This is a genomic window from Actinokineospora sp. NPDC051303 (genome assembly GCF_055586285.1).
Map to the genome: position 1 here is coordinate 88,052 of NZ_JBVJIN010000021.1, position 26,033 is coordinate 114,084.

General features: G+C 71.9%; 17 protein-coding genes and 1 pseudogene. 6 read left to right on the forward strand and 12 right to left on the reverse strand.

Annotation, left to right across the window (positions count from 1 at the left end; translation table 11 throughout):
- Window positions 1-122: 122 nt before the first annotated feature.
- Both pheT and pheS read right to left on the reverse strand, forming a co-directional pair.
- Window positions 123-2,636 (reverse strand): phenylalanine--tRNA ligase subunit beta, encoded by a 2,514-nt coding sequence (gene pheT, locus ACZ6SD_RS18110; protein WP_465318078.1) that lies wholly within the window; start codon window positions 2,634-2,636, stop codon window positions 123-125.
- On the reverse strand, window positions 2,636-3,703 hold the full coding sequence (gene pheS / locus ACZ6SD_RS18115) for a phenylalanine--tRNA ligase subunit alpha (RefSeq protein WP_465318079.1): 1,068 nt from the start codon (window positions 3,701-3,703) through the stop codon (window positions 2,636-2,638). Before pheS ends, pheT begins: the two co-directional genes overlap by 1 nt.
- A 303-nt stretch (window positions 3,704-4,006) precedes the next feature.
- Here pheS and ACZ6SD_RS18120 point away from each other — a divergent pair, with 303 nt between their 5' ends.
- Window positions 4,007-5,812, forward strand: coding sequence for an HSP90 family protein (locus ACZ6SD_RS18120; protein ID WP_465318112.1), 1,806 nt, complete (start codon window positions 4,007-4,009; stop codon window positions 5,810-5,812).
- 23 nt (window positions 5,813-5,835) lie between these two features.
- On the forward strand, window positions 5,836-8,640 hold the full coding sequence (locus ACZ6SD_RS18125) for a hypothetical protein (RefSeq protein WP_465318080.1): 2,805 nt from the start codon (window positions 5,836-5,838) through the stop codon (window positions 8,638-8,640).
- Between the two features lie 33 nt (window positions 8,641-8,673).
- Here the strand turns inward: ACZ6SD_RS18125 and ACZ6SD_RS18130 are convergent, their stop codons facing one another.
- The 4 genes from ACZ6SD_RS18130 to infC all read right to left on the reverse strand — a co-directional run bounded on the left by ACZ6SD_RS18130 (window position 8,674) and on the right by infC (window position 10,859).
- Window positions 8,674-9,501 (reverse strand): TrmH family RNA methyltransferase, encoded by an 828-nt coding sequence (locus ACZ6SD_RS18130; protein ID WP_465318113.1) that lies wholly within the window; start codon window positions 9,499-9,501, stop codon window positions 8,674-8,676.
- The gene (gene rplT / locus ACZ6SD_RS18135; RefSeq protein ID WP_465318081.1) at window positions 9,498-9,875 is read right to left on the reverse strand and encodes a 50S ribosomal protein L20; all 378 of its coding nucleotides are present in this window, start codon (window positions 9,873-9,875) and stop codon (window positions 9,498-9,500) included. The genes ACZ6SD_RS18130 and rplT overlap by 4 nt, the downstream gene beginning before the upstream one ends.
- 70 nt (window positions 9,876-9,945) lie before the next feature.
- Window positions 9,946-10,140, reverse strand: a complete 195-nt coding sequence (rpmI, locus tag ACZ6SD_RS18140; RefSeq protein ID WP_091447419.1) for a 50S ribosomal protein L35 — start codon at window positions 10,138-10,140, stop codon at window positions 9,946-9,948.
- Window positions 10,141-10,235: 95 nt separating this feature from the next.
- Complete coding sequence (gene infC, locus ACZ6SD_RS18145; RefSeq protein WP_465318114.1) at window positions 10,236-10,859, reverse strand: translation initiation factor IF-3; 624 nt, start codon at window positions 10,857-10,859, stop codon at window positions 10,236-10,238.
- A gap of 273 nt (window positions 10,860-11,132) precedes the next feature.
- On the opposite strand from infC, the gene ACZ6SD_RS18150 reads away from it, so the two are divergent.
- On the forward strand, window positions 11,133-11,501 hold the full coding sequence (locus ACZ6SD_RS18150; RefSeq protein ID WP_465318082.1) for a DUF1844 domain-containing protein: 369 nt from the start codon (window positions 11,133-11,135) through the stop codon (window positions 11,499-11,501).
- Between the two features lie 427 nt (window positions 11,502-11,928).
- Entirely contained in the window at window positions 11,929-12,297 is a 369-nt protein-coding gene (locus ACZ6SD_RS18155; protein ID WP_465318083.1) for a cupin domain-containing protein, read from the forward strand.
- A gap of 60 nt (window positions 12,298-12,357) precedes the next feature.
- Here the strand turns inward: ACZ6SD_RS18155 and ACZ6SD_RS18160 are convergent, their stop codons facing one another.
- On the reverse strand, window positions 12,358-13,032 hold the full coding sequence (locus ACZ6SD_RS18160) for a response regulator (RefSeq protein ID WP_091447425.1): 675 nt from the start codon (window positions 13,030-13,032) through the stop codon (window positions 12,358-12,360).
- Entirely contained in the window at window positions 13,029-14,636 is a 1,608-nt protein-coding gene (locus ACZ6SD_RS18165) for an ATP-binding protein (RefSeq protein WP_465318084.1), read from the reverse strand. The genes ACZ6SD_RS18160 and ACZ6SD_RS18165 overlap by 4 nt, the downstream gene beginning before the upstream one ends.
- 126 nt (window positions 14,637-14,762) lie before the next feature.
- Here ACZ6SD_RS18165 and ACZ6SD_RS18170 point away from each other — a divergent pair, with 126 nt between their 5' ends.
- A complete protein-coding gene (locus ACZ6SD_RS18170; protein ID WP_465318085.1) occupies window positions 14,763-16,166 on the forward strand; it encodes a cation:dicarboxylate symporter family transporter in 1,404 nt (467 codons plus the stop codon).
- A 101-nt stretch (window positions 16,167-16,267) separates the two neighbouring features.
- On the opposite strand, the gene ACZ6SD_RS18175 is transcribed toward ACZ6SD_RS18170, so the two are convergent.
- From ACZ6SD_RS18175 to uvrA, 3 genes are all read right to left on the reverse strand, one after another.
- A complete protein-coding gene (locus ACZ6SD_RS18175; protein WP_465318086.1) occupies window positions 16,268-17,530 on the reverse strand; it encodes a phytase in 1,263 nt (420 codons plus the stop codon).
- 60 nt (window positions 17,531-17,590) lie between these two features.
- Window positions 17,591-20,536: a YcaO-like family protein gene (locus ACZ6SD_RS18180; RefSeq protein ID WP_465318087.1), complete on the reverse strand. Its 2,946-nt coding sequence runs from the start codon at window positions 20,534-20,536 to the stop codon at window positions 17,591-17,593.
- 205 nt (window positions 20,537-20,741) lie between these two features.
- On the reverse strand, window positions 20,742-23,594 hold the full coding sequence (gene uvrA / locus ACZ6SD_RS18185; protein ID WP_465318088.1) for an excinuclease ABC subunit UvrA: 2,853 nt from the start codon (window positions 23,592-23,594) through the stop codon (window positions 20,742-20,744).
- A 416-nt stretch (window positions 23,595-24,010) separates the two neighbouring features.
- On the opposite strand from uvrA, the pseudogene ACZ6SD_RS18190 reads away from it, so the two are divergent.
- Window positions 24,011-24,691, forward strand: a pseudogene (locus tag ACZ6SD_RS18190) (maleylpyruvate isomerase N-terminal domain-containing protein); the annotation flags it as partial.
- On the opposite strand, the gene ACZ6SD_RS18195 reads toward ACZ6SD_RS18190, so the two are convergent.
- Window positions 24,658-25,932: an acyltransferase family protein gene (locus ACZ6SD_RS18195; RefSeq protein WP_465318089.1), complete on the reverse strand. Its 1,275-nt coding sequence runs from the start codon at window positions 25,930-25,932 to the stop codon at window positions 24,658-24,660. The pseudogene ACZ6SD_RS18190 and the gene ACZ6SD_RS18195 sit on opposite strands and share 34 nt — an antisense overlap.
- Window positions 25,933-26,033: the final 101 nt, after the last annotated feature.

Here is a 26,033-nt window from a genome sequence, read left to right on the forward strand (position 1 = left end):
ATGTGCTCCGGTGGGGAAAGCGGCTGACCGTGGCACCGGGTCGAGTCTGATTTCGGATCGGATAGCGCCGAGACGATGATGGCGGGCGCCTGGGCGCCCGCCATCATCGTGGTCTGTTCGGCTCAGCCGCGCAGCGCGGCGCCATGTCGCTCGGCCGCCGCCGCGACCGCCGTGTCGCGCGCGGCGGTGGCCTCTTCGACGGTGAGCGTCCGGTCCGGCGCGCGGAAACGCAGCGAGTACGCCAGCGACCGCTTGCCCTCGCCGACCTGCTCGCCGGTGAACACGTCGAACAGGCGCAGGTCTTCGAGTAAGTCGCCGCCACCGCCGCGCAGGGTGCGGGTCAGCTCCGCTGCGGGCACGTCGGCGTCGACCACGAGGGCGACGTCGAGCAGCACCGGCGGGTACGGCGACACCGAGGGCGCGGGCCTGCGTTCGACCAGCGGGAGCAGGTCGAGGTCCAGTTCCATCGCGCAGGTGCGCTGCGGCAGGCCCAGCGCCTCGACCACCTTCGGGTGCAGCTCGCCCGCGTGGCCGACCGGGAAGCCGCCGACGCTCAGCCGCGCGCAGCGGCCCGGGTGCCAGGGCGGCAGGTCGCCCTTCGCCACGGTCAGCTCGACCCCGGCCGCCTCGGCGACGAGCCGCGCCGCCTGCACCGCGTCCGCCCAGCTCGCCTGCTCACCTGGCCCCCACCAGCCCGGCGGCCGCCGGTTGCCGGTGAGGACGACGGCGACATGCACCGGCTGGTTGGGCAGCGCGGCCTTGAGGGTGGCGATGTCCGCGTCGCTCGGGCGGTCCGCGACGCCGACCTCGGGCATCGGCACCTGCTCGGTGCGCGGCAGCACGACCTGTCCGATGTGGAACAGCGACAGGTCGCGCGCGCCCCGGGACACGTTGCGGGACACCGTTTCCAGCAGGCCGGGCAGCAGGGTGGTGGCCAGTTCGGCGCGCTCGGCCTCCAGCGGGTTGAGCACCTTCACAGTGCGCCGCCGCGCGTCGTCGGGGCCGAGGCCGAAGGCGTCCCACACCGCGCCGGACACGAACGGGAACGGCAGCACCTCGACAAAGCCGTGCTCGGCCAGCGAGCGCGACACCCGGCACCTGCGGCGCTGCGCAGGCGTGAGCCCGGCGCCCGCGGGGGCGGCGGGCAGCACCGACGGGATGGTCTCGTAGCCCTGGAGCCGCAGCACCTCCTCCACCAGGTCCGCGGGCTGGTTCAGGTCGGCGCGCCAGCTCGGCGGCAGCGCGGTGACGACCGGCGTGCCGTCCTCGGCGGTGCCGACGTCCACCTGGCAGCCGATCTGCTGCAACCGGCTCACGGTGACGCCGCGCTGGTAGCGGATTCCGGCGACCCGGTCGGGCAGGTCCATCGGCATGACCACCGGCGCGGGCAGCGTCGGCCTGCCCACGTCGGTGCGGCCGGGGTGGATGCTGCCCTCGCCGTACTCGCGCAGCAGGCGCGCGGCGCGCTCCAGCGCCGCGGGCGGCAGCGCCGGGTCGACCACGCGCTCGAAGCGCTTGGCCGCCTCGCTGGGCAGCTTGTGCCTGCGGACGGCGCGGGCGATCGAGGCCGGGTCCCAGATCGCGGCCTCCAGCACGATGTCGGTGCTGTCCGCCCGGACCTCGGTGCTCGCCCCGCCCATCACGCCCGCGAGCCCGATCGGGCCGGACTCGTCGCACACCACGATGTCGTCGGGGTCGAGCGCGCGCTCGATGTCGTCCAGGGTGACGAGCTTCTCCCCCGGCTCGGCGCGGCGGATCGTGATGCCGCCGCTCAGCCGGGCGGTGTCGTAGGCGTGCATGGGCTGGCCCAGTTCGAGCATCACGTAGTTGGTGATGTCCACGGCCAGCGAGATCGACCGGATGCCCGCGAGCATGAGCCGACGCCGAATCCACCACGGGGTCGGCGCGGTCGGGTCGACCCCGGTCACCCGACGCACGACGAACCGGGGGCAGGCCTGCGCGTCGGCGACCGTCACCGGGACGGACTCGCCCTCCGCGGCGGGCACGTCGATCGCGGCCGGGTCGATCAGCCGCACGTCGAGCGCGCACGCCAGCTCACGGGCCAGGCCGCGCAGCGAGAAGCAGTAGCCCCGGTCGGGGGTCAGCGACAGCTCGATGACCGAGTCGGTCAGCCCGAGCAGGTCGATGGCGTCGTCCCCGGGCGCGGCCTCTTCGCCGGTGGGCAGGACCAGGATGCCCGCGTGCTCGTCGCCGAGGCCGAGTTCGCGCGCCGAGCAGATCATGCCGCGGCTGATCCGGCCGTAGGTCTTGCGCTCGGAGATGGCGAAGCCGCCGGGCAGCACCGCGCCGGGCAGCGCCACCACGACCAGGTCGCCTTCGACAAAGTTCGTCGCGCCGCAGATGACCTGCGTGGTCTCCGGCTCGGCGTCGTCGGGGTCTTCCGGCTCGCCGATCTCGACCGTGCAGAAGCGGATGGGCTTCTTGAACTCGGTCAGCTCCTCGATCTCGGCGACGCGGCCGACCACGACCCGGCCGGTGACCGGGCCGAGGTCGGTGACCTCTTCGACCTCCATGCCGACCCGCACGAAGGCGTCCGCGACCTGCTGGGCGGACAGCTCCCGGTACTGCTCGGTGAGTTCAAGCTGCTGGACCAGCCAGCTGACGGGGATCCGCACTACGCCTCCGTGCCGAAGGGAAGGGTGAACCGGACATCGCCCTCGACCATGTCGCGCATGTCCGGGATGCCGTTGCGGAACTGCAGGGTGCGTTCCAGGCCCATGCCGAAGGCGAAGCCCGAGTAGACCTCGGGGTCGATGCCGCACGCGCGCAGCACGTTGGGGTTGACCATGCCGCAACCGCCCCACTCGACCCAGCCCGCGCCGCCCTTCTTCTCCTCGAACCACACGTCGAGTTCGGCGGAGGGCTCGGTGAACGGGAAGTACGACGGGCGCAGCCGCACGTGCGCCTGCTCGCCGAACATCGCCTTGGCGAACGCGTCGAGGGTGCCCTTGAGGTTGGCCATGGTCAGGCCCTTGTCGACGGCGAGCCCTTCGACCTGGTGGAACACCGGGGTGTGGGTGGCGTCCAGCTCGTCGGTGCGGAACGTGCGGCCGGGGCAGACGACGTAGACCGGCAGGTCGCGCTCGATCAGCGCGCGGACCTGGACCGGGGAGGTGTGCGTGCGCAGCACCAGGCCGGAGCCCTCGGGCGCGACGTAGAAGGTGTCCTGCATCGTGCGCGCCGGGTGGTCCTTCTTGAAGTTCAGCGCGTCGAAGTTGAACCACTCGGCTTCCAGCTCGGGGCCTTCGGCGACCTCGTAGCCCATGCCGACGAACACGTCGCCGATCCGCTCGGAGATCATCGTCAGCGGGTGCCGGGCGCCCACGGGCTGACGATCCCACGGCAGGGTGACGTCGACGCCCTCGTCGCGCAGCACCCGCTCGTCGCGCTCGGCCTGCAACTGCGCGCGGCGCTCGTCAAAGGCCGCCTTGACCAGGTGCTGGACCTCGTTCACCCGCTTGCCCGCCTCGGCGCGCGCCTTCGGCGGCAACGCCCCGATCTCGCGGCGGGCCTGCAGCAGCGGCGACTTCTCGCCGAGGTGCGCGGGCTTGACCGCGGCCAACGCGTCGAGGTCGGCCGCGGAGGAGAACTCCTCGCGGGCCTTCTCGACCGCGGCCTGGAGGAGGTCCGGCGCGAGCGCCGCGACCTCCTTGGGGTCGTACGAGTCGTTGGCTCCGGACATGGTTGGTGGACAGCTCCCCGGGGGTCCTGTGGCGGCCAGGCGGCACACCCGGTCGGGCCGGGTGAACAGGTCGATCCTAGGTGATCCCCCCTCCGCGCCCGCAGCGAGTTACGTCCACGGCGCGGCGGGTCCCCGGGCGCGGGTTTCCCCGCGCCCGCCCCGGCGCTGCGCCATGTGGCGGCACGCCTTGGCTCGGGCGGGTGAAGGGGGCACCGGCCCAACAGGACACATGTACGGTGACACCGGCAGGTCGATCGTGCCGTGGCCGCCTTTCCGCTCGCCCGCCCAGTCTCCCGCGCAGAGGTGCACACCTTGGCCCAGACATTCGGTGTCAACCTGCGCGGCGTCATCGATCTCCTCAGCCACCACCTCTACAGCAGCCCCCGGGTGTATGTGCGCGAACTGCTGCAGAACGCGGTCGACGCGGTGACCGCGCGGCGGTTGCTCGACCCGGCCGCGCCCGCCGAGATCGCCATCGAGTGCCCCGAGCACACCGGCGACGGCACGCTGCGGATCACCGACACCGGCGTCGGCCTGACCGAGGCCGAGGTGCACGCGCTGCTCTCGACGCTGGGCGGCACGTCCAAACGGGACGAACTGGGCTTCGCCCGGCGGGATTTCCTCGGCCAGTTCGGCGTGGGTCTGCTGTCCTGCTTCCTGGTGGCCGATGAGGTGCGGCTGGTGAGCCGGTCGGCGCACGGCGGGCCAGCGGTGTCCTGGGCCGCGCGCGGCGACGGCACCTACACCGTCGAGGTGGACGAGTCCGCGCGGTCGGCGGTCGGCACGACGGTGACCCTGGTCCCGCGCCGCGACTGCGACCACTGGACCGAGCACGACACGGTGGCCGCCTTGGCCGAGGAGTTCGGCTCGCTGCTGCCCTACGAGGTGCGCGTCGTCGGCGGCTCCGGGCGCCGGGTGGTCACCGGGGACGGGCTGCCGTGGACCCGAGCGCCGGGCGAGCCGGTGGACGGGCACCGCGCGCGGCTGGCCGCGTACTGCCGCGAGACCCTGGGCTTCGAGCCGTTCGACGTGGTGCCGCTGGAGTTCGGCGCGGCCGGGCTCACCGGGGCCGCGTTCGTGCTGCCCGCCGGGGCGCACCCGGGCGGGCGGCAGTCGCACCGGGTGTACCTCAAGCGGATGCTGGTCGGCACATCCGTCGAGGGGCTGCTGCCGGACTGGGCGTACTTCGTGCGGTGCGTGGTGGACACCTCGGCGCTGCGGCCCACGGCGAGCCGCGAGGCGCTCTACGAGGACGAGACGCTGCTCGCGGTGCGCGACGCGCTGGGGACCCGGCTGCGGGACTGGCTGGTGCGCCTGGACGCCACCGAGCCGGACCGGGCGGGCGCGCTGCTCGCCGCGCACCACCTGGGGATCAAGTCGCTCGCGCTGGTCGACGACGAGCTGCTGCGGCTGGCCGAGCGGTGGCTGCCGTACGAGACCACGCGCGGCGCGCTGCCGCTGCGCCAGTTCCGCCGCACGCACCCGACCGTGCTCTACACCCCGGACGTTGACGAGTTCCGCCAGCTCGCCCCGGTCGCGCGGGCGCAGAACATCGGCCTGGTCAACGCGGGCTACGCCTACGACACCGACCTGCTGCGCAGACTGGCCGAGCGCGACGGCCCGGACACCGCCCGCCGGGTCGACCCGCGCGAGCTGCTGGCCGCGCTGGGCCGCCCGAGCGCGGAGACCGAGCTCGCCCTGGCCGCCGCGATGGCCGCGGCGGCGGCGGTGCTCGACGCGCACGACTGCGAGCCGACGCTGCGCGAGTTCGACCCGGGGTCGCTGCCCGCGCTGCTGGTCGCCGACGCCGACGGCGCGCGCAGGCGGGACGCGGCCGAGGCCCGCGCGGACGCCGATCCACTGTGGAGCGAGATGCTGGGGCAGTTGGTCGACGCGGGGTCCGGGGCCGCGCAGACGCTGGTGCTCAACTCGCGCAACCCGCTGGTGGCGCGGCTGGCCGCGGTGTCGGACACCGGGCTGCTGGAGTCAGCGGTGCGGGCGCTCTACGTCCACGCGCTGCTCCAGTCGCACCGGCCGCTGCGCCCCGTCGACACCGCTGCCCTGACCGGGTCGTTCCTGGACCTGCTCGACCGCGCCATCGGGCGCTGACCACTCCCCGGAAGGAACACGCCGTGTCGGAGCCGACGCCGGACCCGGACGACCTGCGCGAGCGGTTGGCGCACCTGCTGCACCAGGCCGACGACCTGCCAGCCGGGCGGTCGAAGTGCGAGACGCTGGAGCGCGCCGTGCGCACCGCGGACGGCGCCGGGCTGGCCGAGCTGGGCGTTGCGGCGCGGCTGATCCTGATCAACGCCTACCGGGAGATCCGCCGGTACGACCTGATGCTCGCCCCGTTCGCCTGGCTGCGCTCGGCCGAGCGGCGCGCGCCGGAGGCGTTCGACCCGTGGGCGGTGCACCAGTTCAGCTGGATGCACAAGTGGCTGCCGACCGGCCTGCTCGGCGATCCCCGGTTCACCCTGGCGCAGATCACCGCGCTGGTGGACCAGCTCGAAGAGCGCTACCGGCTGCACGGTTATTCGCTGCATCCGGTGCACGACAAGCGGCGGGCGCTCGCCCACCACGTCGGCGACACCGCGGCCGCCGACGCGCACTTCGCCGCGTGGCGGGCCGCGGAGCCCGACGACATGAGCGACTGCCCGGCGTGCGTGGTGGACAGCCAGGTCGGCTACTTCGTCGCGCGCGGCCGGTTCGAGGACGCGATCGCGGTCGCCCAGCCGGTGCTCGACGCGCCGTCGGAGTGCGCCGAGCAGCCGCACGGGGTGCTGACCTCGCTGCTGGAGGCTTACCTGGCCACCGGCAAGCTCGCCGAGGCGGCCCGGGCGCACCTGGTGGCCTACCGGGTCGTGCGCGGCACCCCGCAGGGCAAGTCCGCGCTGCACGCGCACCTGCGGTTCTGCGCGGTCACCGGCAACGGGCAGCGCGGGCTGGAAATCCTCGCCGACAACCTCGACGTGCTCACCGACCCGCCGAGCCCGAGGGTGGGCCAGGACTTCGCCGCCGCGGCCGCGCTGCTGCTGAGCAGGCTGCCGGACCGCGAGACGCTGTCGTTCACGCTGGGCGCGCGACGCATAGACGGCGAGGCGCTGCGGGCGCACTGCGTCGCGACGGCGCTGGCGACCGCCGCGGAGTTCGACCGTCGCAACGGGACGGACGCGGTGAGCGGCCGGGTGGCGGCCACGCTGGCGTTGGCCGACGCCGATCCGGTGCTGGTGGCCGTGCCCGCCACCGCGGCGGCCAAGCCCGTCGCCGCGACGCCGGAACCAGTCGGGGACCCGGTCGAGGTGGCCCGGCGAACGTGCGCGGCGCTGGACGACGGGCAGCTGTTCACCGGAGCCCGGCTGCTGGCCACCCTGCCCGCCGACCTGGACGCGGTGCTGCCCGACGGCCTCGCCGCCCGGCTGGCCGTGCACCGCGTCTGGCTGGTGCAGCGGGGCGCGCCCGCCGAGCTGGCCGAGGCGCTGCTGCCGCTGCTGGACCGGCTGGCCACGGCGGGCGAGGACGCCGCCACGGTCCGCCTGCACGCTTTCCTGGCTGAGTTGCTCGACTCCGCGGAGGAGTCCGAACGGGCCGCGGCGCACGCCGAACTCGCCCGGATCGGCGCGCGGCGGCTGGACGACCCGGTCGCCACGCTGCGCGGACACCTGGCGTCGGCGGACCTGCTGGTGCACACCGACATCGCCGCCGCGCTCGCCGAGGTGGACGTGGCCGAGCGGATCGCGGCCGAGCGGGCCCCGCAGCGGCTGGGCGCGGTCGGCAACACCCGTGCGGAGATCCACGGCCACGCGGGCGAGCTGGAGACGGCCCTGGCGATCGTGGTGAAGCTGGAGGAGACCGGCCCGTGGCCGGAGTCGACCCGGCTCGCGGTGAGCGGACACCACGCCCGGCTGCTGGCCAACCTGGGACGGGTGACGGAGTCGCTGGCCCAGTTCGACCGGTTCGTGGCGCTGGCGCGCACTTACCCCGGCCCGTGGGTCGCCGAGGCGCTGATGCAGTACGCGAGCCTGGTCGACCAGGCGGGCATCGCGGGCGAGCACCTGCCGGTGCTGCTCGACGCGGTCGCCGAGGCGCGCAGGCACCTGCCACCGGGCGGGGTCGCGCAAGCGTGCCTGCACCTGTCGGCGGGTTACCTGGCCACCGGTCGGGACCTGGAGGCCGCCGAGACGCTGGAAGAGGCGCTGCGGCTGATGCCTGCCGACTACCAGGAAGCTGTGTCGGATATCCGCTACCGACTTGGGCTGGCCTGCCGCAATCTTGGCGAGCACCAGACCGCGGCCGCGCACTTCGCCGCGGTGGCCTCGGCCTCGGCCGACGACGACCACGGGCTGCGCGGGCATCTGCTGTTCCAGCTGGGCGACTCCCGACTGCAACTGGGCGACTACGCCGAGGCCGCCGCGGCGTTCCGCGCGTCGGCGGACAACTGGCTGGCCGCGGACACACCGGTCGCGGCCAGCGAGTCGCTGGTCAAGCTGGCGCACGCGATCGGCCTTGACGACCTGGCCGCGGGCATGGCGGCGCTGGAGGAGGCCGGGGCGCTGCTCGCGGACGAGTCGGCGCCGGGCGCGCTGGACCAGTTGGCCGATGTGGTCGGCTTCCGGGTCGCCCTGCTGGCCCACCACGAGCAGTTCAGCGAGGCGCTGGCCATGAACCAGCTCGCCGAGGAGTACGCCGTGTGCCTGGGCAACAGCGACTGGCACGCGTTCCTGGCGGGCCGCGCCGCCCGCCTGCGCCTGGACTTGGACGACGTGGCGGGCGCGGAGTCCGACGCCCGGCGGGCCGCGGCCCTGGTGACCGAGGAGTCGGACGCGGCCATGATCGGCTCCATCCTGGGCACCCTTGCGCGGACGCTGGAGGAACAGGGAAAGCCCGTCGACACCGACCCCGTGATCCGCTCGCTCACGACCCACCTGGACCGCTGACCAGCGGCTCCAGCGGCGTCGGGTTTATCGGCTTTATCGGCGCTGGGCTCGCGCGGAGGCGTAGAGGCACACGGCGGCGGCGGTGCCGAGGTTGAGGCTTTCCGCCGCGCCGTAAAGCGGGACCTTTAGCACGGCGTCCACAGCGGACAGGACGTCGTCGGCGAGGCCGTGCGCCTCGCTGCCGAACACCCAGGCCGTCGGAGCCGCGAGTTCGCCCGCGTCCGCCGCGTCGTCAAGGTCGGCCTTCGCGTGACCATCGGCGGCGACCAGCCGTAGACCGGCCGCCCGGCACGCGGCGAACACTTCGGCGATGTCACGGGAGCGGGCTATCGGCAGGTGGAAGACACTGCCGGTGGACGCGCGCACGCACTTGCCGTTGTGCGGGTCAACGGTGTCGCCCGCGAACAGCACAGCCCCAGCCCCGGCCGCGTCGGCGACCCGGGTGACAGTCCCCGCGTTGCCCGGGTCGGACACGCCGACCAGCACGGCCACCAGCCTCGGCGGCCCGGCCAACGCCTCGGCCAGCGGCCGGTCCACCAGGTCGCACACCGCCACGATCCCCTGCGGCGTGATCGTCTCCGACAGACCGGAGGCGGCTTTGTCGGTGACCACGGAGATCGGCAGCCCGCGCTCGTCGGCGCGCAGCATGAGGTCTTGGTTGCGGGCTGCGGCGGCCTCGGTGACGAACAGCTCGTGCATGCGCCCGTGCGTCAGGGCCTCGCGCACGGCCTGGGCGCCCTCGGCCAGGAACCGGCCCGCCTTCTCCCGGCCCGGGCGGCGGGTCAGGTGCCGAGCGGCAGCGACCCGGGGCGTCCGTTCGGTGAACGGCTCTGCCCCGGGTCGCTGGGAGCGCGTGCTCAGGAAGCGGCCTTGCCCTGGGTCCCCGCGTTCGCGCGGGCCAGGTCGACCAGCGCGGTGAACGCGGTCGGGTCGCTCACCGCGAGCTCGGCGAGGATCTTGCGGTCGACCTCGACACCGGCGACCCGCAGGCCCTCGATGAAGCGGTTGTAGCTCATGCCGTTCTGCCGGGCAGCGGCGTTGATCCGCTGGATCCACAGCTTGCGGAAGTCACCCTTGCGGGCACGACGGTCCCGGTAGGCGTAGTTGAGCGAGTGGAGCACCTGCTCCTTGGCCTTGCGGTACAGCCGCGAGCGCTGGCCGCGGTAACCGCTGGCGAGCTCAAGAGTCGTGCGGCGCTTCTTTTGGGCGTTTACCGCCCGCTTGACGCGTGCCACGGGTCCGTCCTGTCGATCTAGTGGGCGCGGTGCAACACCGCGCCCGGGTGGTCATCGGGGTGGGGTGGCCTCAGCGGCCGAGAAGCCTGTTGAGGCGCGCGACGTCCGGCTTGGCCACCTCGGCGGTACCCGAGAGCCTGCGGGTCAGCGACGTCGGCTTCTTCTCCAGCTTGTGGCGCAGACCCGCCTGCTGGCGGCGAAGCTTGCCCTTGCCGGTGACCCGGACGCGCTTCGAGGTCCCGGAGTGGGTCTTCATCTTCGGCATGTTCGATCCTCGTCTCGTGCCGCCGGAGGGCCAGTGGCGCCCACGGCGGCATTCGGGGGTGTTCTTCGACCGGGGGCGAGTGGCCCCCGGTCCGGTCACTCCTCGGTGGAGCTCTCGCTCGGTTCGTCGGAGTTCGCGCTCGCCGCGGTCGTCTTCGGCTTCGGCTTCACGTTTTTGTGCGGCGCCAGGACCATGATCATGTTACGGCCGTCCTGCTTGGCGGACGACTCCACGAAGCCCAGCTCCTGCACGTCCTCGGCGAGCCGCTGCAGCAGTCGGAAGCCCAACTCGGGGCGGGACTGCTCGCGGCCGCGGAACATGATGGTGACCTTGACCTTGTTCCCGTGCTCAAGGAAGCGCACCACGTTGCGCTTCTTGGTCTCGTAGTCATGGGAGTCGATCTTCGGCCGGAGCTTCTGCTCCTTGATGACGGTGAGCACCTGGTTGCGCCGGGACTCGCGGGCCTTCTGCGCGCTCTCGTACTTGAACTTGCCGAAGTCCATGAGCTTGCAAACCGGCGGGCGTGCCTGTGGTGCGACCTCGACGAGATCAAGATCCGCTTCCTGCGCGAGCCGGAGCGCGTCCTCGATGCGGACGATCCCGACCTGCTCGCCATTGGGTCCGACGAGTCGGACCTCCGGCACGCGGATGCGGTCGTTGATGCGTGTCTCCGTGCTGATGGGGCCTCCTTGGTCCGTTTGCGATCCTCGCCTGCCCAGGCGGGCAGACGCGCCCGGCGAATGCGGTCACTCGCCTGACGTGCGCGGCACGTGAGGTCCCCAAAACTGCTTCGAGCCCCGCTGCCTGATGGCACACGGGGCCCGCTTCCGACCGATTGCCCGACAACAAGCGCCGAGACACCATGACCCCACGACAGTGAGGCCCTGGCAACCGGACCCGGCCGCCGTCAGGTGACTCGGGTGGGAGCGGGGGCTCCACTTTGCCGCCCCCGAGCTAACGGGGGCTGGTCGCACGTGCAAGGGTAGCAGACCGTGAACGAAGCTTCCGCAACGCCCGGATCCGCCACCGGCGACGATCTCAACAGCCGCGACCTCGCTGATATTCCCAGTGTGGAGGTGATCAGCCGGGCCGCGGTCATGCTCATGTCCGCCGCCGCTGAGCGGCTTGGGTTGGCTGATCCCGATCCGGACAGCAGCCCGCATCGGGACTTGGACGAGGCTCGGCGGCTGATCACGGCTCTGGCTGGGCTGGTGACCGCGTCGGTGGAGTACCTGGGGCCGCATGCCGCGCCGATTCGGGACGGGTTGCAGTCGTTGCAGAAGGCGTTTCGGGAGTCGTCGGCGTTTCCGGATGAGCCTGGGCAGGGGCCTGGGGAGAAGTACACGGGGCCGGTGTACTGAGGGGTCGGTTCTGGGGGTTGCTCGGTGGGGCGGAGTGGCTCCCGGGCTGGGTTCCGGGGTCTGCTCGATGGGGTGGAGTGGTTTCTTTGGGGCCCCTACGAAGGAAGATCCCGTCGTGGGAAAGACGGGTGGGGAGCCTTCGGCCCCACGACCACGGCAAGTTTAGGGATCTTCCTTCTCCCCCAAAGAAACCACTCCACCCCATCGAGCACTGGGCGAGCGCTGGTTCGGCCCTCGTGGAGGGCGGTTTGGCCCGGATGCGGCCTGGCTGGTCGGTTTGACCACAGTGGACACGTGGGGTGACTGGGCGTACAGAGCAGAAGTGCTCTAGTCCGGGGCTGTGGTGGTTATTACCGTTGCTTGTTCTGGTGTCAGCGCAGCTGAAGAGGGTCGCCGGAATACCTCACAGTGGAAGCGAGTGCCACAGATGAGCGAGTTGCAGAGTAAGAACTTCACAGCACCTGACGAGGTCCGGCCGTTTCCTGGGCACGGGCATGTGGATCTGGTGAATCTGGACAGTGGGCCGGTTGGTCTCGGGACGTTCGAGGCTGGCTGGCGGTGGTCGAATGATGTGAAGCCGTTGGCTGGCACGGACAGCTGCCAGGTGGAGCACATCGGCTATGTGTTGTCCGGGCGGATGAAGGTGGTCATGGACGATGGCCGGGAGAGCGAGGTCGGGCCTGGTGACGCGGTCCATATTCCGCCTGGTCACGATGCGTGGACTCTTGGTGACGAGGATTGCACGATCATCGACTTCGGTGGTTTGAAGGGGTACGCCCAGCCGAATGCCGACTAGCCTTGGCCGCTCGCGCCCGCCGGGTGGGACCTGGCGGGCGCAGCCATCGGCCAGAGGCGGTCAGCCTGCCCAGCGGTACCAGACTTCGGGTCTGCCCACGGCGCCGTATTGGGGGCGGCGGGCGGCTAAACCGGTGTCCGCCAGGTATTCCAGGTACCGGCGGGCGGTGACGCGGGAGACGCCCACCGCGTCGGCTGCGGCGCCGGAGGAGAGGCCGCCGTCGGAGGTGCGGACGGCTTCGATGACGGCGTCGAGGGTTTGCCTGCTCATTCCCTTGGGGAGGGCCAGGTTCTCGGTGCTGCGGAGCGCGCCGAAGGCCTCGTCCACTTCCGCTTGGCCCGCTGCTTCGCCGTGGCCGCTGACTCGGGCGCGGAACTTGGCGTAGCCGTTGAGTTTGTCGCGCAGGGTGGCGAAGGTGAAGGGCTTGAGGAGGTACTGGACGACGCCAGCGGAGACGGCCGCGCGGACGATCGCCAGGTCCCTGGCCGAGGTCACCGTGATCACGTCCGCGGTGCGGCCCGCGGCGCGGAGGGCGCGGACGACGTCGAGGCCGTGGCCGTCGGGGAGGTAGAGGTCCAGCAGGACCAGGTCGACGGTGGTCGCGTCGAGGAAACGCAGCGCGTCGCGGCCGGAGTGGACCACGCCCGCGACCCGGAAGCCGGGCACCCGCTCGACGTAGTGCCGGTGGGCGTCCGCCGCCACCGGGTTGTCCTCCACCACCAGGACACTGATCACCCGCGCTCCCCCATCCGCACCGGCAGCCGCACGGTGAACACCGCGCCGACATCGCGGCCCACATCGATCGTGCCACCTGCCCGCCGGACGGCTTGACCCACCAGGGCCAATCCGAGGCCCCGGCCCGCGCCGCCCTTGGTCGACCAGCCGCGGCGGAAGGCGTTGTCCAGGGCGGACGGCGGTATGCCCGGGCCGCTGTCGGCGACGCGCAGCACGAGTTCGCGGGGGCTGGTCTTCGCGGAGACCTCGACCGTGGGGCGGTGCGCGTCCGCGCCCTCGACGGCGGCGTCGACGGCGTTGTCGATCAGGTTGCCGAGGATGGTGACCAGGTCGCGCGGGGTCACCGGGCCGTCGTCGCCCAAGGCGTAGTCGGCGATCTCGGTGTCCGGGCTGACCAGCAGCTCGACGCCGCGCTCGCTGGCGTCGGCCGCCTTGCCCAGCAGCAGCGCGGCCAGGATCGGCTCCGACACCGCGGCCACCACCTGGTCGGTGAGCCGCTGCGCGATGGCCAGCTCGCCGGTGGCGAACTCGACGGCCTCGGTGGCGCGGCCGAGTTCGACCAGCGAGACCACGGTGTGCAGGCGGTTGGCCGCCTCGTGCGCCTGCGAGCGCAACGACTCGGCGAAGCCGCGCACGGTGTCCAGCTCGCCGGTGAGCGCTTGCAGGTCGGTGTGGTCGCGGACGGTCACCACCGTGCCCAGGACCCGGCCGTCGAACCGCACCGTGGAGGAGTTGACCACCAGGACGCGGGTGTCGGTCAGATGCAGTTCATCGCGCATCTCCGTGCCCGAGAGCAGCCGCTGGACCAGCCCGGTCGGCAGCCCCAGCTCGGTGACCGGTTTGCCCTCCGCGTCGGACGGCAGGTCGAGCAGCACCCGCACGCCGTCGTTGCACAGGGTGACCCGGTGCTGGGGGTCGACCAGCACCAGGCCCTCGCGGACGGCGTGCAGGATGGACTCGTGGTACTCGATCATCCGGGTCAGCTGGGCTGGGGCGAGGCCGCCGGTCTGCCTGCGCAGCCGCCTGCTGACCAGGTAGGTCCCCAGCCCGCCGACCGCCAGCGCCAAGAGCGCGACGCCGATCAGCGGGATCACCCGCTCGGCCACCTGCTCGCTGATGGCCGATAACTTGATTCCCGCGCTGACCAGCGCCACCACCCGGTGCTCCGCGTCGAAGACCGGGACAACCGCGCGGACCGTCGGCCCCAGCGTGCCCTCGTAGATCTCGGTGAACGCGCGACCGGCGAGGGCTTCTTTGGTGTTCCCGATGAACTTCTTGCCGATCTCCGCCGAGTTCGGGTGGGTGTAGCGGAGGCCGTCCACGTCCATGATCGTGATGAAGTCGACGCCGGTGTCGGCGAGCACGGTGTGCGCGTAGGGCTGCAACACGCCGCTGGGGTCCGGGCCGGTGACCGCCTCGACCACCGACGGCGAGTCCGCGATGGCCCTGGCCAGCGTCTTCACGGTGGCCGCGCTGGACTCCTTGGCCCGCTCGGCGACATCGATCCAGACCAAGACCGCGCCGCCAGTCACCAGCACGCCGACGATCACCACCTGGAGCACCAAGAGCTGGTGGGCCAAACTCCACTGTCTGCGACCGGTCATGCCGGTAAGTGTGACGGCCGGGGCCCATGAACGTAATGAACGCAATCGTGACCGGGGCCACAGCGGTACCGGAGACTCGGCGGCGATCCGGGATCGCGGTGTCGCGGTCCCCTCCCCGGAGGCCCAGTGTCGACTACCAAGTCCCCACGCCAGGATCGGACCCGCTACCTCTACCTCGCCGTCATCGTCGCGGTCGTCCTCGGCATCGGTGTCGGCCTGCTGTTCCCGTCGGCGGGGTCGGCGCTCAAGCCGCTGGGCACGGGCTTCGTCGCCCTGATCAAGATGATGATCAGCCCGATCATCTTCTGCACGATCGTGCTCGGCGTCGGCGCGGTGGCCAAGGCCAAGAGCGTGGGCAAGATCGGCGGCCTGGCGCTGGGCTACTTCCTGGTCATGTCGACCATCGCCCTGGTCGCGGGCCTGGTCGTGGGCAACCTCCTGCACCCCGGTGACGGCCTGCAACTCACCGAGGCAGCGCGCGCCAGCGGCGAGAGGCAAGCCGCCGCGGGCAGTGAGAGCACGATCGAGTTCGTCCTCGGCGTCATCCCGACGACGCTCGTCTCGGCGTTCACCGAGGGTGAGGTCCTGCAGACGCTGCTGGTGGCGCTGCTGGTCGGGTTCGGGCTGCAGACCATGGGCGCCAAGGCCGAGCCGGTGCTGCGCGGCATCGGGCACCTGCAGAAGCTCGTGTTCCGGGTGCTGGCGATGATCATGTGGGTGGCACCGCTTGGCGCGTTCGGCGCGATGGCCGCCGTGGTCGGCGAGACCGGCCTGACGGCGCTGCGCAGCCTCGCGGTGATCATGCTCGGCTTCTACGCGACCTGCGTGGTGTTCGTGGTCGCGGTCCTGGGCCTGCTGCTGTGGGCGGTGGCGCGGGTCAACCTGTTCTCCCTGCTGCGCTACCTGGGCCGGGAGTTCCTGCTGATCCTGTCGACCTCGTCCTCGGAGGTCGCGCTGCCCCGGCTCATCGCCAAGATGGAGCACTTGGGGGTGAGCCGGACCGTCGTCGGCATCACCGTCCCGACCGGGTACTCGTTTAACCTCGACGGCACCGCGATCTACCTGACGATGGCGACGCTGTTCGTGGCGAACGCGACCGGCGACCCGCTCTCGCTGGGCGAGCAGGTCTCGCTGCTGCTGTTCATGGTCATCGCGGCCAAGGGCGCCGCCGGGGTCACCGGCGCGGGCCTGGCCACCCTGGCGGGCGGCCTCCAATCGCACCGGCCGGACCTGGTCGACGGCGTCGGGCTGATCGTCGGCATCGACCGGTTCATGTCCGAGGCGCGGGCGCTGACCAACTTCGCGGGCAACGCGGTGGCCACCGTCCTCATCGGCACCTGGACCAGGCAGTTCGACCGCGCCCAGGCTGGGCTGGTGCTCACCGGCCGGGCCCCGTTTGACGAGGCCACCCTCACCGACGACCACTCGCCCAGCCCGAGCACCGCCCCGGCCGCCGGGCCGGTCGCCATCCCCCAGCAGCGCACGCTGCACGAACAGCCGATCTCAGGAGACCAGCAACCGAAGAAGTAACCCCCAAGCCGACGGCCGTGACGGTCGTTGAACCGGCTGAACCGCCCTTCCGATGCCCCCGGTCGGGCGGTTCAGTCGGTTATCGGGGCCTTGCGGCCCGGCTAGTCGATCGTGGCGGCCACCCGGTCCCAGCGGAGCAGCTTGAAGTTGGTGCTCTCCCGGTCGCCCGCGGGGACGTTCTCGCCGTCGTGGACGACGAGCAGGCCGCGCGGGAAGTCCTGGCCGAGCGGGACGGTGACGACCGCCGCGCCGTCGCTGTGCTGGACGCCGTCCACAGTGGACCGGTCGGCCACCGCGAAGCCGCCCTCGTGGTCGATGCCGCCGCGCTCGATCTCGAACGCCGCGAACGTGCTGTCGCCCTGGCTGGAGGCCAGCAGCAGCTTCTCGCCGCCGCTGTTGGCGATGGTCAGCCCCTCGGCGTCAGCCGACAGGTGCTCGCCCGCCGAGGCGGAGGGCGGTCCGGTGAACACGCACTCTTCAGTGGCCTCGTCGTAGACCGCTGGCCTGCCGAACTCGCGCACCCGCTCCACCAGCGCCGGGGCGCCGAACGCGCCCGCGCGCAGCGGGACGCGCCAGATGCCGACGTCTTCCTGGGCGGCGTAGAGCACGCCCGCGGCCGGGTCGACCACCATGCCCTCGACCTGCGGGCGCTCGCCCGGCTCGGCGCAGGGGGTCCAGGTGCCGCCGTCGACCGGGAAGGACTCGGGCAGGTCGACGGTGTCGGCCGGGACATAGGTGACGCGGCCCGCGCCGTCGTCGGCTAGGCGGAACACGCCCAGCCGGGTCTCGTGGCGCCTGCTCACGACCACCCACGGGGCGCCGCCCGCCGGGTCGGCGGCGACGGCGAGGCCGTAGGCGGTGCGCTGCTCGTCAACCTCGGGCTCGGAGGCGCTGAACACCCGCGGCGGGGTGGCGGTGGTGACGTCGGTGAGCACGCCGCGGGCGTCGATCGCGTAGACCCTGATCCGGTCCCGGCCCCGGTCGGACACCACGGCGAGGTCGAGGGTCCGACCGCCGATCCGCGCGCCCTGGATGATGTCGACGTTGTTGAAGCGGCCCGCCTCGGCCTCGGGGGTGGGCGCTGGCGGGGTCGCGAAGCGCTGGATCTCCCGACCGCGCAGGTCGAACACGGCGAGGCCGCCGTTCTTGAGGGTGCCGACGACGACGCTGCCTTCCGGCCGGGCCTTGTTGACCCAGATGGCCGGGTCGTCGGCGTCGGCGTTGCCGCCCTCGTCGTCATCGAAGTTGGGGGGCGTCTCGTACTCGGCAGTGACCGAGGGGAGGCTCGCCTCGGCCGGGGCCACGGCGAGAGCGAGCAGGACCAGGGAGCCTAAGGCGGCTGAAGCGATCTTTGTCACGCGCATGCGCGGCAGCCTGCCGAGTGCGGATGACGGTGGCCTGGACTGTGAGTGAACGTCTTTTGATCACCAGATTGGGTGAATAAGCGCCCGGGTGCGGACGCCGCGGCGGCGCAGCCGGGCGACCAGCGCGCGGTCATTGCCGTGGCCGTAGCTGAGCGGCTGCAGGTCCGGGCTCACCGCGCGGACCACCCGCAACGGGCCGGTCGCCACGTCCGCGCTGGTCACGTCCACCACGGCCACCCGGACCCCGGTCGCGCCGAGCGTGCCGGACAGGTCGGTCATGGAGGTGTCCAGGGCGGGCTCGCGCAGGTCGCGCAACCGGGAGGTGCCGCCGCAGCGCAGCCGGTCGAACGCGTCGATGCGCTCGACGGGGAAGTAGTAGGCGGCGTGGTCGAGCATCTCCCGCACGCCGTGCGGCCGCGTTGGCACCGGGTGCGCGCGCTCGCGCAGCAGGGTCGCCAGGTGCGGGGCGGTCTGGGCGAGTTCGAGCACGGCCGCGCGGATGGCCGCGCGCGGCGAGCGGTCGGCGCCGAGGCCGAGGGCGACCCCGGGCCAGCGCCGACCGTCGCCGATGGCGAGCGCGACGGCGGTGGCGCCGTAGGTGGAGGTGGGCAGCAGGTACACCTCGACCGAGGGCCCCTGCGCTTGCAGCGCCTCGATCACCGCGTGGACGTCGTCGTCCAGGGTCTCGTCCAACTCCACGAACCGGCCGCGCTCCCCGGTGAGCCACGCGGCCATCATCGCGTCGCGTTCGACCAGTTCGAGGGTCGCCCGCACGGCGGCGGTGTCGACGTCGGCGCCCGCGGCGAGCCCGTTGGAGGTGCCCTGGCAGATCACGTGCTCGGGGAGCACCGTCATGGTGAGGTAGGCGAACACGGCGGGCACCCAGACCGGGGTGTCGGTCCCGAGCCAGACGCCGCGCACCCACGGATGGTCCACCCGCCGGTCGAACGGCACGCACGGGAACCCGGCCGCGGCGTACTGCTCGGGCTCGTAGAGGGCGAACTCGCGCGGGTCCAGGATCTCCCCGTCGAGGTCGGCCGGCCGCGCCCACACCAGCCGATCCGCGTCGGGCAGCGACGCCGAGTACCGCTCGATCGCCTCCCCCACCGCCGATTCGATCGCCGCGCAGCGGGTCATCCCCTTGCCCCACCCGATCGGCATCGCCCGCGGCACCCCGTCGGCGTCGAGCAGGTGCGGAGCCGCGGCGGTGGCGGTGTGCGGCCCGGACTCCCCCAGGGGCTGGTGCAACTCGACCCAGGGGATGACACCGGTCACCGGGTCGACCCAGCCCGCGAGTGCCGCCAGCAACGCCGCCGGGTCGTCGTCGGTGTCGGGCAGCGCCACCGCGCCGCCACCGGTCGCACCCCCGCACACGTCGCAGGCGGGCAGCGGGATCACCCGGTGCCACACCGGCTCCACCCCACCCAACTCGGCGACGTGGTCGATGAGTTCGCGGGCGTCCGCGCGCAGAAAGTCCCGCACCAGCACGACAAGCTGATCAAGCGCCCGCCCGATCACGGCCGCAGGCGGTTCGCCTACGCCCCCAGCGTCGACCCGGGTCGTGTCCTCACCATCACCGGAGGACAACACCGAGTTCCGAGCGCTCCGGATGTCCTCGCCCGCCACCAAAGCCGCCCGCACCGACCGACCACCGGACACCGGTTCGCCTACGCCTCCAGCGACCGCCGCGTTGACCCGGGTCGTGTCCTCCACGTCAGCGGAGGACAGCACCGAGTTCCGAGCCCCTTCGGCCACCACCGAAACCGCCCCCGGCAACCGAGCAGGCCCCGGCTCGCAGGCGCCCTCCACGACCACCGCCTCCACCCGAGCCGTGACCTCAACATCACCTGACGACAGCACCGAGCTCCGAGCCCCTTCGGCCACCACCAAAGGCGCCCCCGGCACCCGAGCAGGCCGCGGCTCGCTCGTACCCTCCGCGACCGCAGCGTCAACCCGAGCCGTGTCCTCGGCATCACCTGACGACAGCTCCGGATTCCGGACATCCTTACCCGCCACCGAAGGCGCCCGCAGCGACTGACCGCCAAGCCCCGGCTCGCTCGTACCCTCCGCGACCACCGCATCGACCCGAGCCGTGTCCTCAGCATCGTCACCTGACGACAGCACCCGATTCCGGACATCCTCGCCCGCCACCAAAGCCGCCCCCGGCAACCGAGCAGGCCCCGGCTCGCTCGCACCTTCCGCGACCGCAGCACCGACCCGAGTCGTGTCCTCAGCATCGTCACCTGACGACGGCACCCGATTCCGGACGTCCTCGACCGCCACCGAAGGCGCACGCAGCGACTGACCGCCAAGCCCCGGTTCGCTCATGCCTTCCGCGACCGCAGCGTCACCCCGAGTCGTGTCCTCGGCATCACCTGACGACGGCACCCGATTCCGGACATCCTTGCCCGACGCCGAAGCCGCTCGCGGCGGCCGAGTGGGCGACGGTTCGCTGGTGCCGTTGGCGGCCCTTGGGTTCAGTCGCATCGTGTCGTCGGCGTCGGGCGTCGGGACAGTCGCGGGCGGCTTGGCTGGGGAAACGGCCGCCGCGAGTAGGCGGGGGTCCTGAGGGCCGGGGTCACAGGCTTGGCTGGGTGTGATCGCCGGTTTCAGGGTGCCGGGGGCGGACGTCACGCCCGTGTGGAAGGAGCAGGCGGGCGAGGTCGCGTCGAGGGCCGCGGCGGCGACTCTGCGGGCGCGGGCGCATTCCGCGCAGCCTGGCCTGCCGGGGACGGCGAGGGGGCCGACGAGGACCGTGTCCGGGGCGGTGTCGCCGCCCAGGACCACGGTCAGGGCGGTCAGCTTCGCCGCGCGGGCCCAGCGGGCGAACTCCCGGCTCTCCCCCACCGCCACCGCCAGCCGGACGGTCGGCGCGAGCGGACGGCCGGGGCCCGCGAAAACTGCCACCTCGTCGCCGAACTCCTGCTTGAGCCGGTCGCGGACGAGGGCTGCCGCCTGTGGTGCGGCAGTCCGGGCCGTGCGGTCCGGCGTCTGATCAAGCCCCACGCACCGAACCGATCTTCTCGGCAGCGCCCTCGACCCGCCCGCTGAGCCGCGCCACGAAGTCGTGGCGCGGTGTCCGGGCCTCAGGACGCCTGGGGTCGGGCATGTCGTCGTCCTCCTCGTCCACGTGCGCGCTTACCCGCGCCTACGAGGTAGGAGCGAGCTTCGCGGACCGGGATACACCCTGTCCAGAGGTCATGTGCCCTGGTCACATGACGTGCGCCAAGAACTCCCCGGTGTAGCTGCCCTCGGCCTTCACCACGTCCTCCGGGGTGCCCTCGGCGACCACCATGCCGCCGCCGGAGCCGCCTTCCGGGCCCATGTCGATGATCCAGTCCGCCGTTTTGATCACGTCGAGGTTGTGCTCGATGACGATGACCGTGTTGCCCTTGTCGACCAGGCCGTTGATGACGCCGAGGAGTTTGCGGATGTCCTCGAAGTGCAGGCCGGTGGTCGGCTCGTCCAGGATGTAGACCGTGCGGCCGGTCGAGCGCTTCTGCAACTCGCTCGCGAGCTTCACCCGCTGCGCCTCGCCGCCGGACAGGGTCGGCGCGGGCTGGCCGAGCCGGACGTAGCCGAGGCCGACGTCGACCAGCGTCTTGAGGTGCCGGTGGATCGCCTTGATCGGCTCGAAGAACTCGGCCGCCTCCTCGATGGGCATGTCGAGGACTTCGGCGATGGTCTTGCCCTTGTAGTGCACCTCCAGGGTCTCCCGGTTGTACCGGGCGCCCTTGCAGACCTCGCACGGGACGTAGACGTCCGGCAGGAAGTTCATCTCGATCTTGATGGTGCCGTCGCCAGCGCACGCCTCGCAGCGGCCGCCCTTGACGTTGAACGAGAACCGGCCCGGCAGGTAGCCGCGCACCTTGGCCTCGGTGGTGGAGGCGAACAGCTTGCGCATGTGGTCGAACACGCCGGTGTAGGTGGCCGCGTTGGACCGGGGGGTGCGGCCGATCGGCGACTGGTCGACCTGGACGAGCTTGTCGACGTGCTCCAGGCCCTTGACCCGGGTGTGCCTGCCGGGGACCTGCCGGGCGCCGTTGAGCTTGTTCGCCAGGACGGTGGCCAAGATGTCGTTGACCAGGGTGGACTTGCCCGACCCGGACACCCCGGTCACCGCGACCAGCGCGCCAAGCGGGAACGCCACGTCGATGCCGCGCAGGTTGTGCTCCCGCGCGCCGACCACGGTGAGCTGCCGCTTCTTGTCGACGCCCCGGCGGACGGCGGGCATCGGGATCTCGCTGCGGCCCGCGAGGTAGGCGCCGGTCAGCGAGTCCTTGTTCTTGAGCAGGTCCTTGAACGTGCCGCTGTGCACGACCTTGCCGCCGTGCTCCCCCGCGCCCGGCCCGATGTCGACCACCCAGTCGGACGCGCGGATGGTGTCCTCGTCGTGCTCGACCACGATCAGCGTGTTGCCCAGGTTGCGCAGCCGGGTGAGCGTCTCGATGAGCCGGTGGTTGTCGCGCTGGTGCAGGCCGATCGACGGCTCGTCCAGCACGTAGAGCACGCCGACGAGGCCGGAGCCGATCTGGGTGGCCAACCGAATGCGCTGCGCCTCGCCGCCGGACAGGGTGGCGGACGCGCGGTCGAGTGAGAGGTAGTCCAGGCCGACGTCGAGCAGGAACCGCAGGCGCGCCTGGATCTCCTTGAGCACCGCGCCCGCGATCATCGCCTCGCGCTTGCCCAGCGTCAGGCCGTCGAGGAACGCCGAGCACTCCCCGATCGACATGGCCGACACCTCGGCGATCGACTTGTCGCCGTGCTCGGCGTGCTCCAGGGTCACCGCGAGGATCTCGGGCTTGAGCCTGCTGCCCCGGCACGCCGGGCACGGGACCTCCCGCATGTAGCCCTCGTACTTCTCGCGCATGTACTCGGAGTCGGTCTGCTCCTGGCGCCGCTCCAGGAACGGGATGACGCCCTCGTAGGCCGCGTAGTACGACCGCTCGCGGCCGTAGCGGTTCTTGTAGCGGACGTGCACCTGCTCGTTCACGCCGTGCAGCACGGCCTTCTGCGCCTTCGCGGGCAGCCTGCGCCAGGGGGTGTCCATTCGGAACCCGAGCGCCTCGGACAGCGAGGTGAGCAGCCGGACGAAGTACTCGGCGGTCTGCCCGCCCGCCCACGGCGCGATCGCTCCATCGGCAAGGGACAGCTCGTCGTCGGGGACCACCAGTTCCGGGTCGACCTCCTTCTTCACGCCGATGCCGGTGCACTCCGGGCACGCGCCGTAGGGCGAGTTGAAGGAGAACGAGCGCGGCTCAAGGTCTTCCAGGCCGAGGGCGTGCCCGTTGGGGCAGGCCAGGTTCTCGGAGAAGCCGCGCACCCGGTGCGGGTCGTTCTCCGGCAGGTCCACGAAGTCCAGCTCCACCAGGCCGTCTGCCAGGCGCAGCGCGGTCTCCACCGAGTCGGTGAGGCGCTGCTTGGAACTCGCCTTCACCGCGAGCCGGTCCACGATCACCGCGATGTGGTGCTTTTCCTGCTTCTTGAGCTTCGGCGGGTCGGCCAGCGAGTAGGCGGTGCCGTCGACTAGAGCGCGTGAGTAGCCCTGGGTTTGCAGGCTGGCGAACAGGTCGACGTGCTCGCCCTTGCGGCCGCGGATGACCGGCGCGAGGACCTGGAAGCGCACGCCGTTCTCCATGGCGAGGACCTGGTCGACAATCTGCTGCGGGGTCTGCTTGCTGATCGGCTCGCCGCAGGTGGGGCAGTGCGGCTTGCCCGCGCGCGCGTAAAGCAGTCGCAGGTAGTCGTAGACCTCGGTGATCGTGCCGACCGTCGAACGCGGGTTGCGGCTGGTCGACTTCTGGTCGATCGAGACCGCTGGCGAGAGGCCCTCGATGAAGTCGACGTCCGGCTTGTCCATCTGGCCGAGGAACTGCCTGGCGTAGGCCGACAGCGACTCGACGTAGCGGCGCTGGCCCTCGGCGAAGATCGTGTCGAACGCGAGGCTGGACTTGCCCGAGCCGGACAAGCCGGTGAACACGATCAGGCTGTCCCTGGGCAGGTCGATGTCGACTCCGCGCAGGTTGTGCTCCCGGGCGCCGCGAACGACGAGGCGGTCGGCCACTGAAGTCCCTTCGGTAGTGCTCTCTTGTGCGGTGCTACGGCTGAGGTCGCACGCCCATGAGGCTGTGCGGGTACTGCGGTGTTGCTCGGGTTGCCTGGTATTCGGGTATCGCCTGGTGCTGGGGTATCGCTGGTATCGCTGGCATTGCTGGTGTCGCGGTGGTGCTGATGGGTCGTGCGGGCCTGCCGGGCGTGGCGTCAGCCGAGCAGGGCGCGGCGGCGGTGCGCCGGGTTGCTTGGCTGGGTGAGCGGCCACGGCGATGGCACCGCTCATGCTAGGACGGGCCACCGACAATTCTCGACGGCGCGGGAACAGCGATGCACCCACGAAGCGGTACCCGCCAGTAACCAGACCAGCCTACGCTGGGGGTCGGAGCACATCGCCGCCGTTCACTTCCCCCAAGGCCGGGAGTCAGCATGAGTGGTTCGGGCACGGCCGCCAACGCGCCGGTAGACCAGGCGAGTCTGCCTGGTCAGCGCCGCTCCAGCGGCGCGGCCCGGGCCGCGGCGGCGCACCAGGCGGTGCGGGCGGCGTGGGTCGTGCTGCACGAGCGGGTCGCCGGTCTCGCCGATGACGACTACGCCGCGCCGAGCAAGCTGCCCCGCTGGACGCGCGGGCACGTGGTGAGCCACCTCGCGCGCAACGCCGACGCGCTCGTCAACCTCCTGACCTGGGCGCGGACCGGAATCGAGCACGCGGCGTACGCCAGTCTCGCCGACCGGGACGCCGACATCGAGGCGGGCGCGCAGCGTCTGCCTCAGGTCATCCGGGAGGATCTTTACGCAGCTTGTGACCGGTTTCACACCGCGATCACACGTCTGAGTGACTCGGACTGGGACGCCCAGATCATGCACACGTCCGGCCGCTGGTTCCCCGCGGCCGAGGTGCCCGAGCTGGCGCTGTTCGAGGCGTGGAACCACCTGGTCGACCTGGACGCGGGCGTCACCTTTGACGACGTGCCTGCCGCGCACCTCGACCGGCTGCTCGACCTGGCCGTGCGACCGCACCGGGCGCGCGCGGACGGCGAGCCGCTGCGGCTGGCCGCCGACCTGCCCGACGGGCGTCAGCGGACCTGGGAGCTGGCCATCGCCACCCACTCCAGCTCGCGGGAGCTGAGCGGGTCGGCCGCGGCGGTCCTGGGCTGGCTGACCGGCCGGGGCGACGGCACCGGCCTGGTGGGCACGCCGCCCGAGCTAGCCGCCTGGGGCTGAGCGGGCACCTGCGGCAACTCGCGGATCGCCTCGCGGGTCGCGGCGAGCGTGCTCAGCACGCGCCGCGCCACGACAGGCCCGGACTCGGTGAGCCAGCGGTGCGCTGGCCGCTCCACCAGCCTGGTCATCGCCCAGCCGAGCAGCACGGCCATCGCCACGCACAGGACGAGCCTGCTCCAGGCGCCGACCCCCGCGTCGAGCAGGAACCGGGCGAGCACGAAGCCGAGTTCCTGGTGGACCAGGTAGACCCCGAACGAGATCCCGCCCAGCCACCGGATCGGCCGGGCTAGCGAGCGCAGGCCGGGGATGTCCCAGTCCGGCCCGCCCGCTGCGGCCACGATGCCCGCCAGGATCACCCCGAACGCGATGGTCGACGGAGTGTCCACAAAGTACGAATGCGCGTCCTGGGCGACCAGCGCGGCGACGAGGTAGGCGGCCAGATGCTTGCCGGACAGGCGTTTGCGGGTCCACAGCCAGATCGCCACGCCCACCCCGAACAGCGCGACCCGGTGCAGGGCGAGCCCGTCGAACACCGACTTCACCCACTGCTGCGCGTCGTCCTGGCGCCAGAGGAACCGGATCACCAGCGGCGTGAGCAGCAGCGTCCACAGCAGCACCGGGATCCGGGAGCCGCGGACCCACCCCCTCGGCCACAGCAGCGCGGCGACCAGGAAAGCCATGACCTGCACCGGAAGCGTCCAGTACGAGGCGTCGATCCAGTGGAACCGCGGCGACCAGGCCTGCACCAGGGTCAGGTTCGCCAGCAGGTCGGTGTGCGTGGGCAGGTACCAGCCGAAGGCGGGCGCGACGGCGCGGGAGACGCCGTAGGTGACCACCACCGCCACCAGGTAGGCGGGCAGCAGCCGGGCCAGCCGACTCCACAGCCAGTGTCCGGTCCGTCCTCTGCGGACGGTCACGCAGATGAAGAAGGCGGAGATCACCAACAGGGTGCTCGCGCCGAACTGCAGCGGAAGCACGAACGGGTACGGCCCCAACTCGGCGTGGTTGATCGGCGACTGGTGGGTGATGTGCTGGATGACGACCGAGTACACGGCCAGCACCCGGATCACGTCCCAGCTGATCTTGCGCGGGGACCGCTTCTGGTTCGCTGTCTCAGTGGTCTGCACGAGCTCACAGGTGTTGGGCGACAGGGGGTCGGTTCAGGTCACGCTCGGGTAACAGGGTAGGGCCTCACGGCGCGCCCCGCAGGCCTGGGTGCGGACAAGCG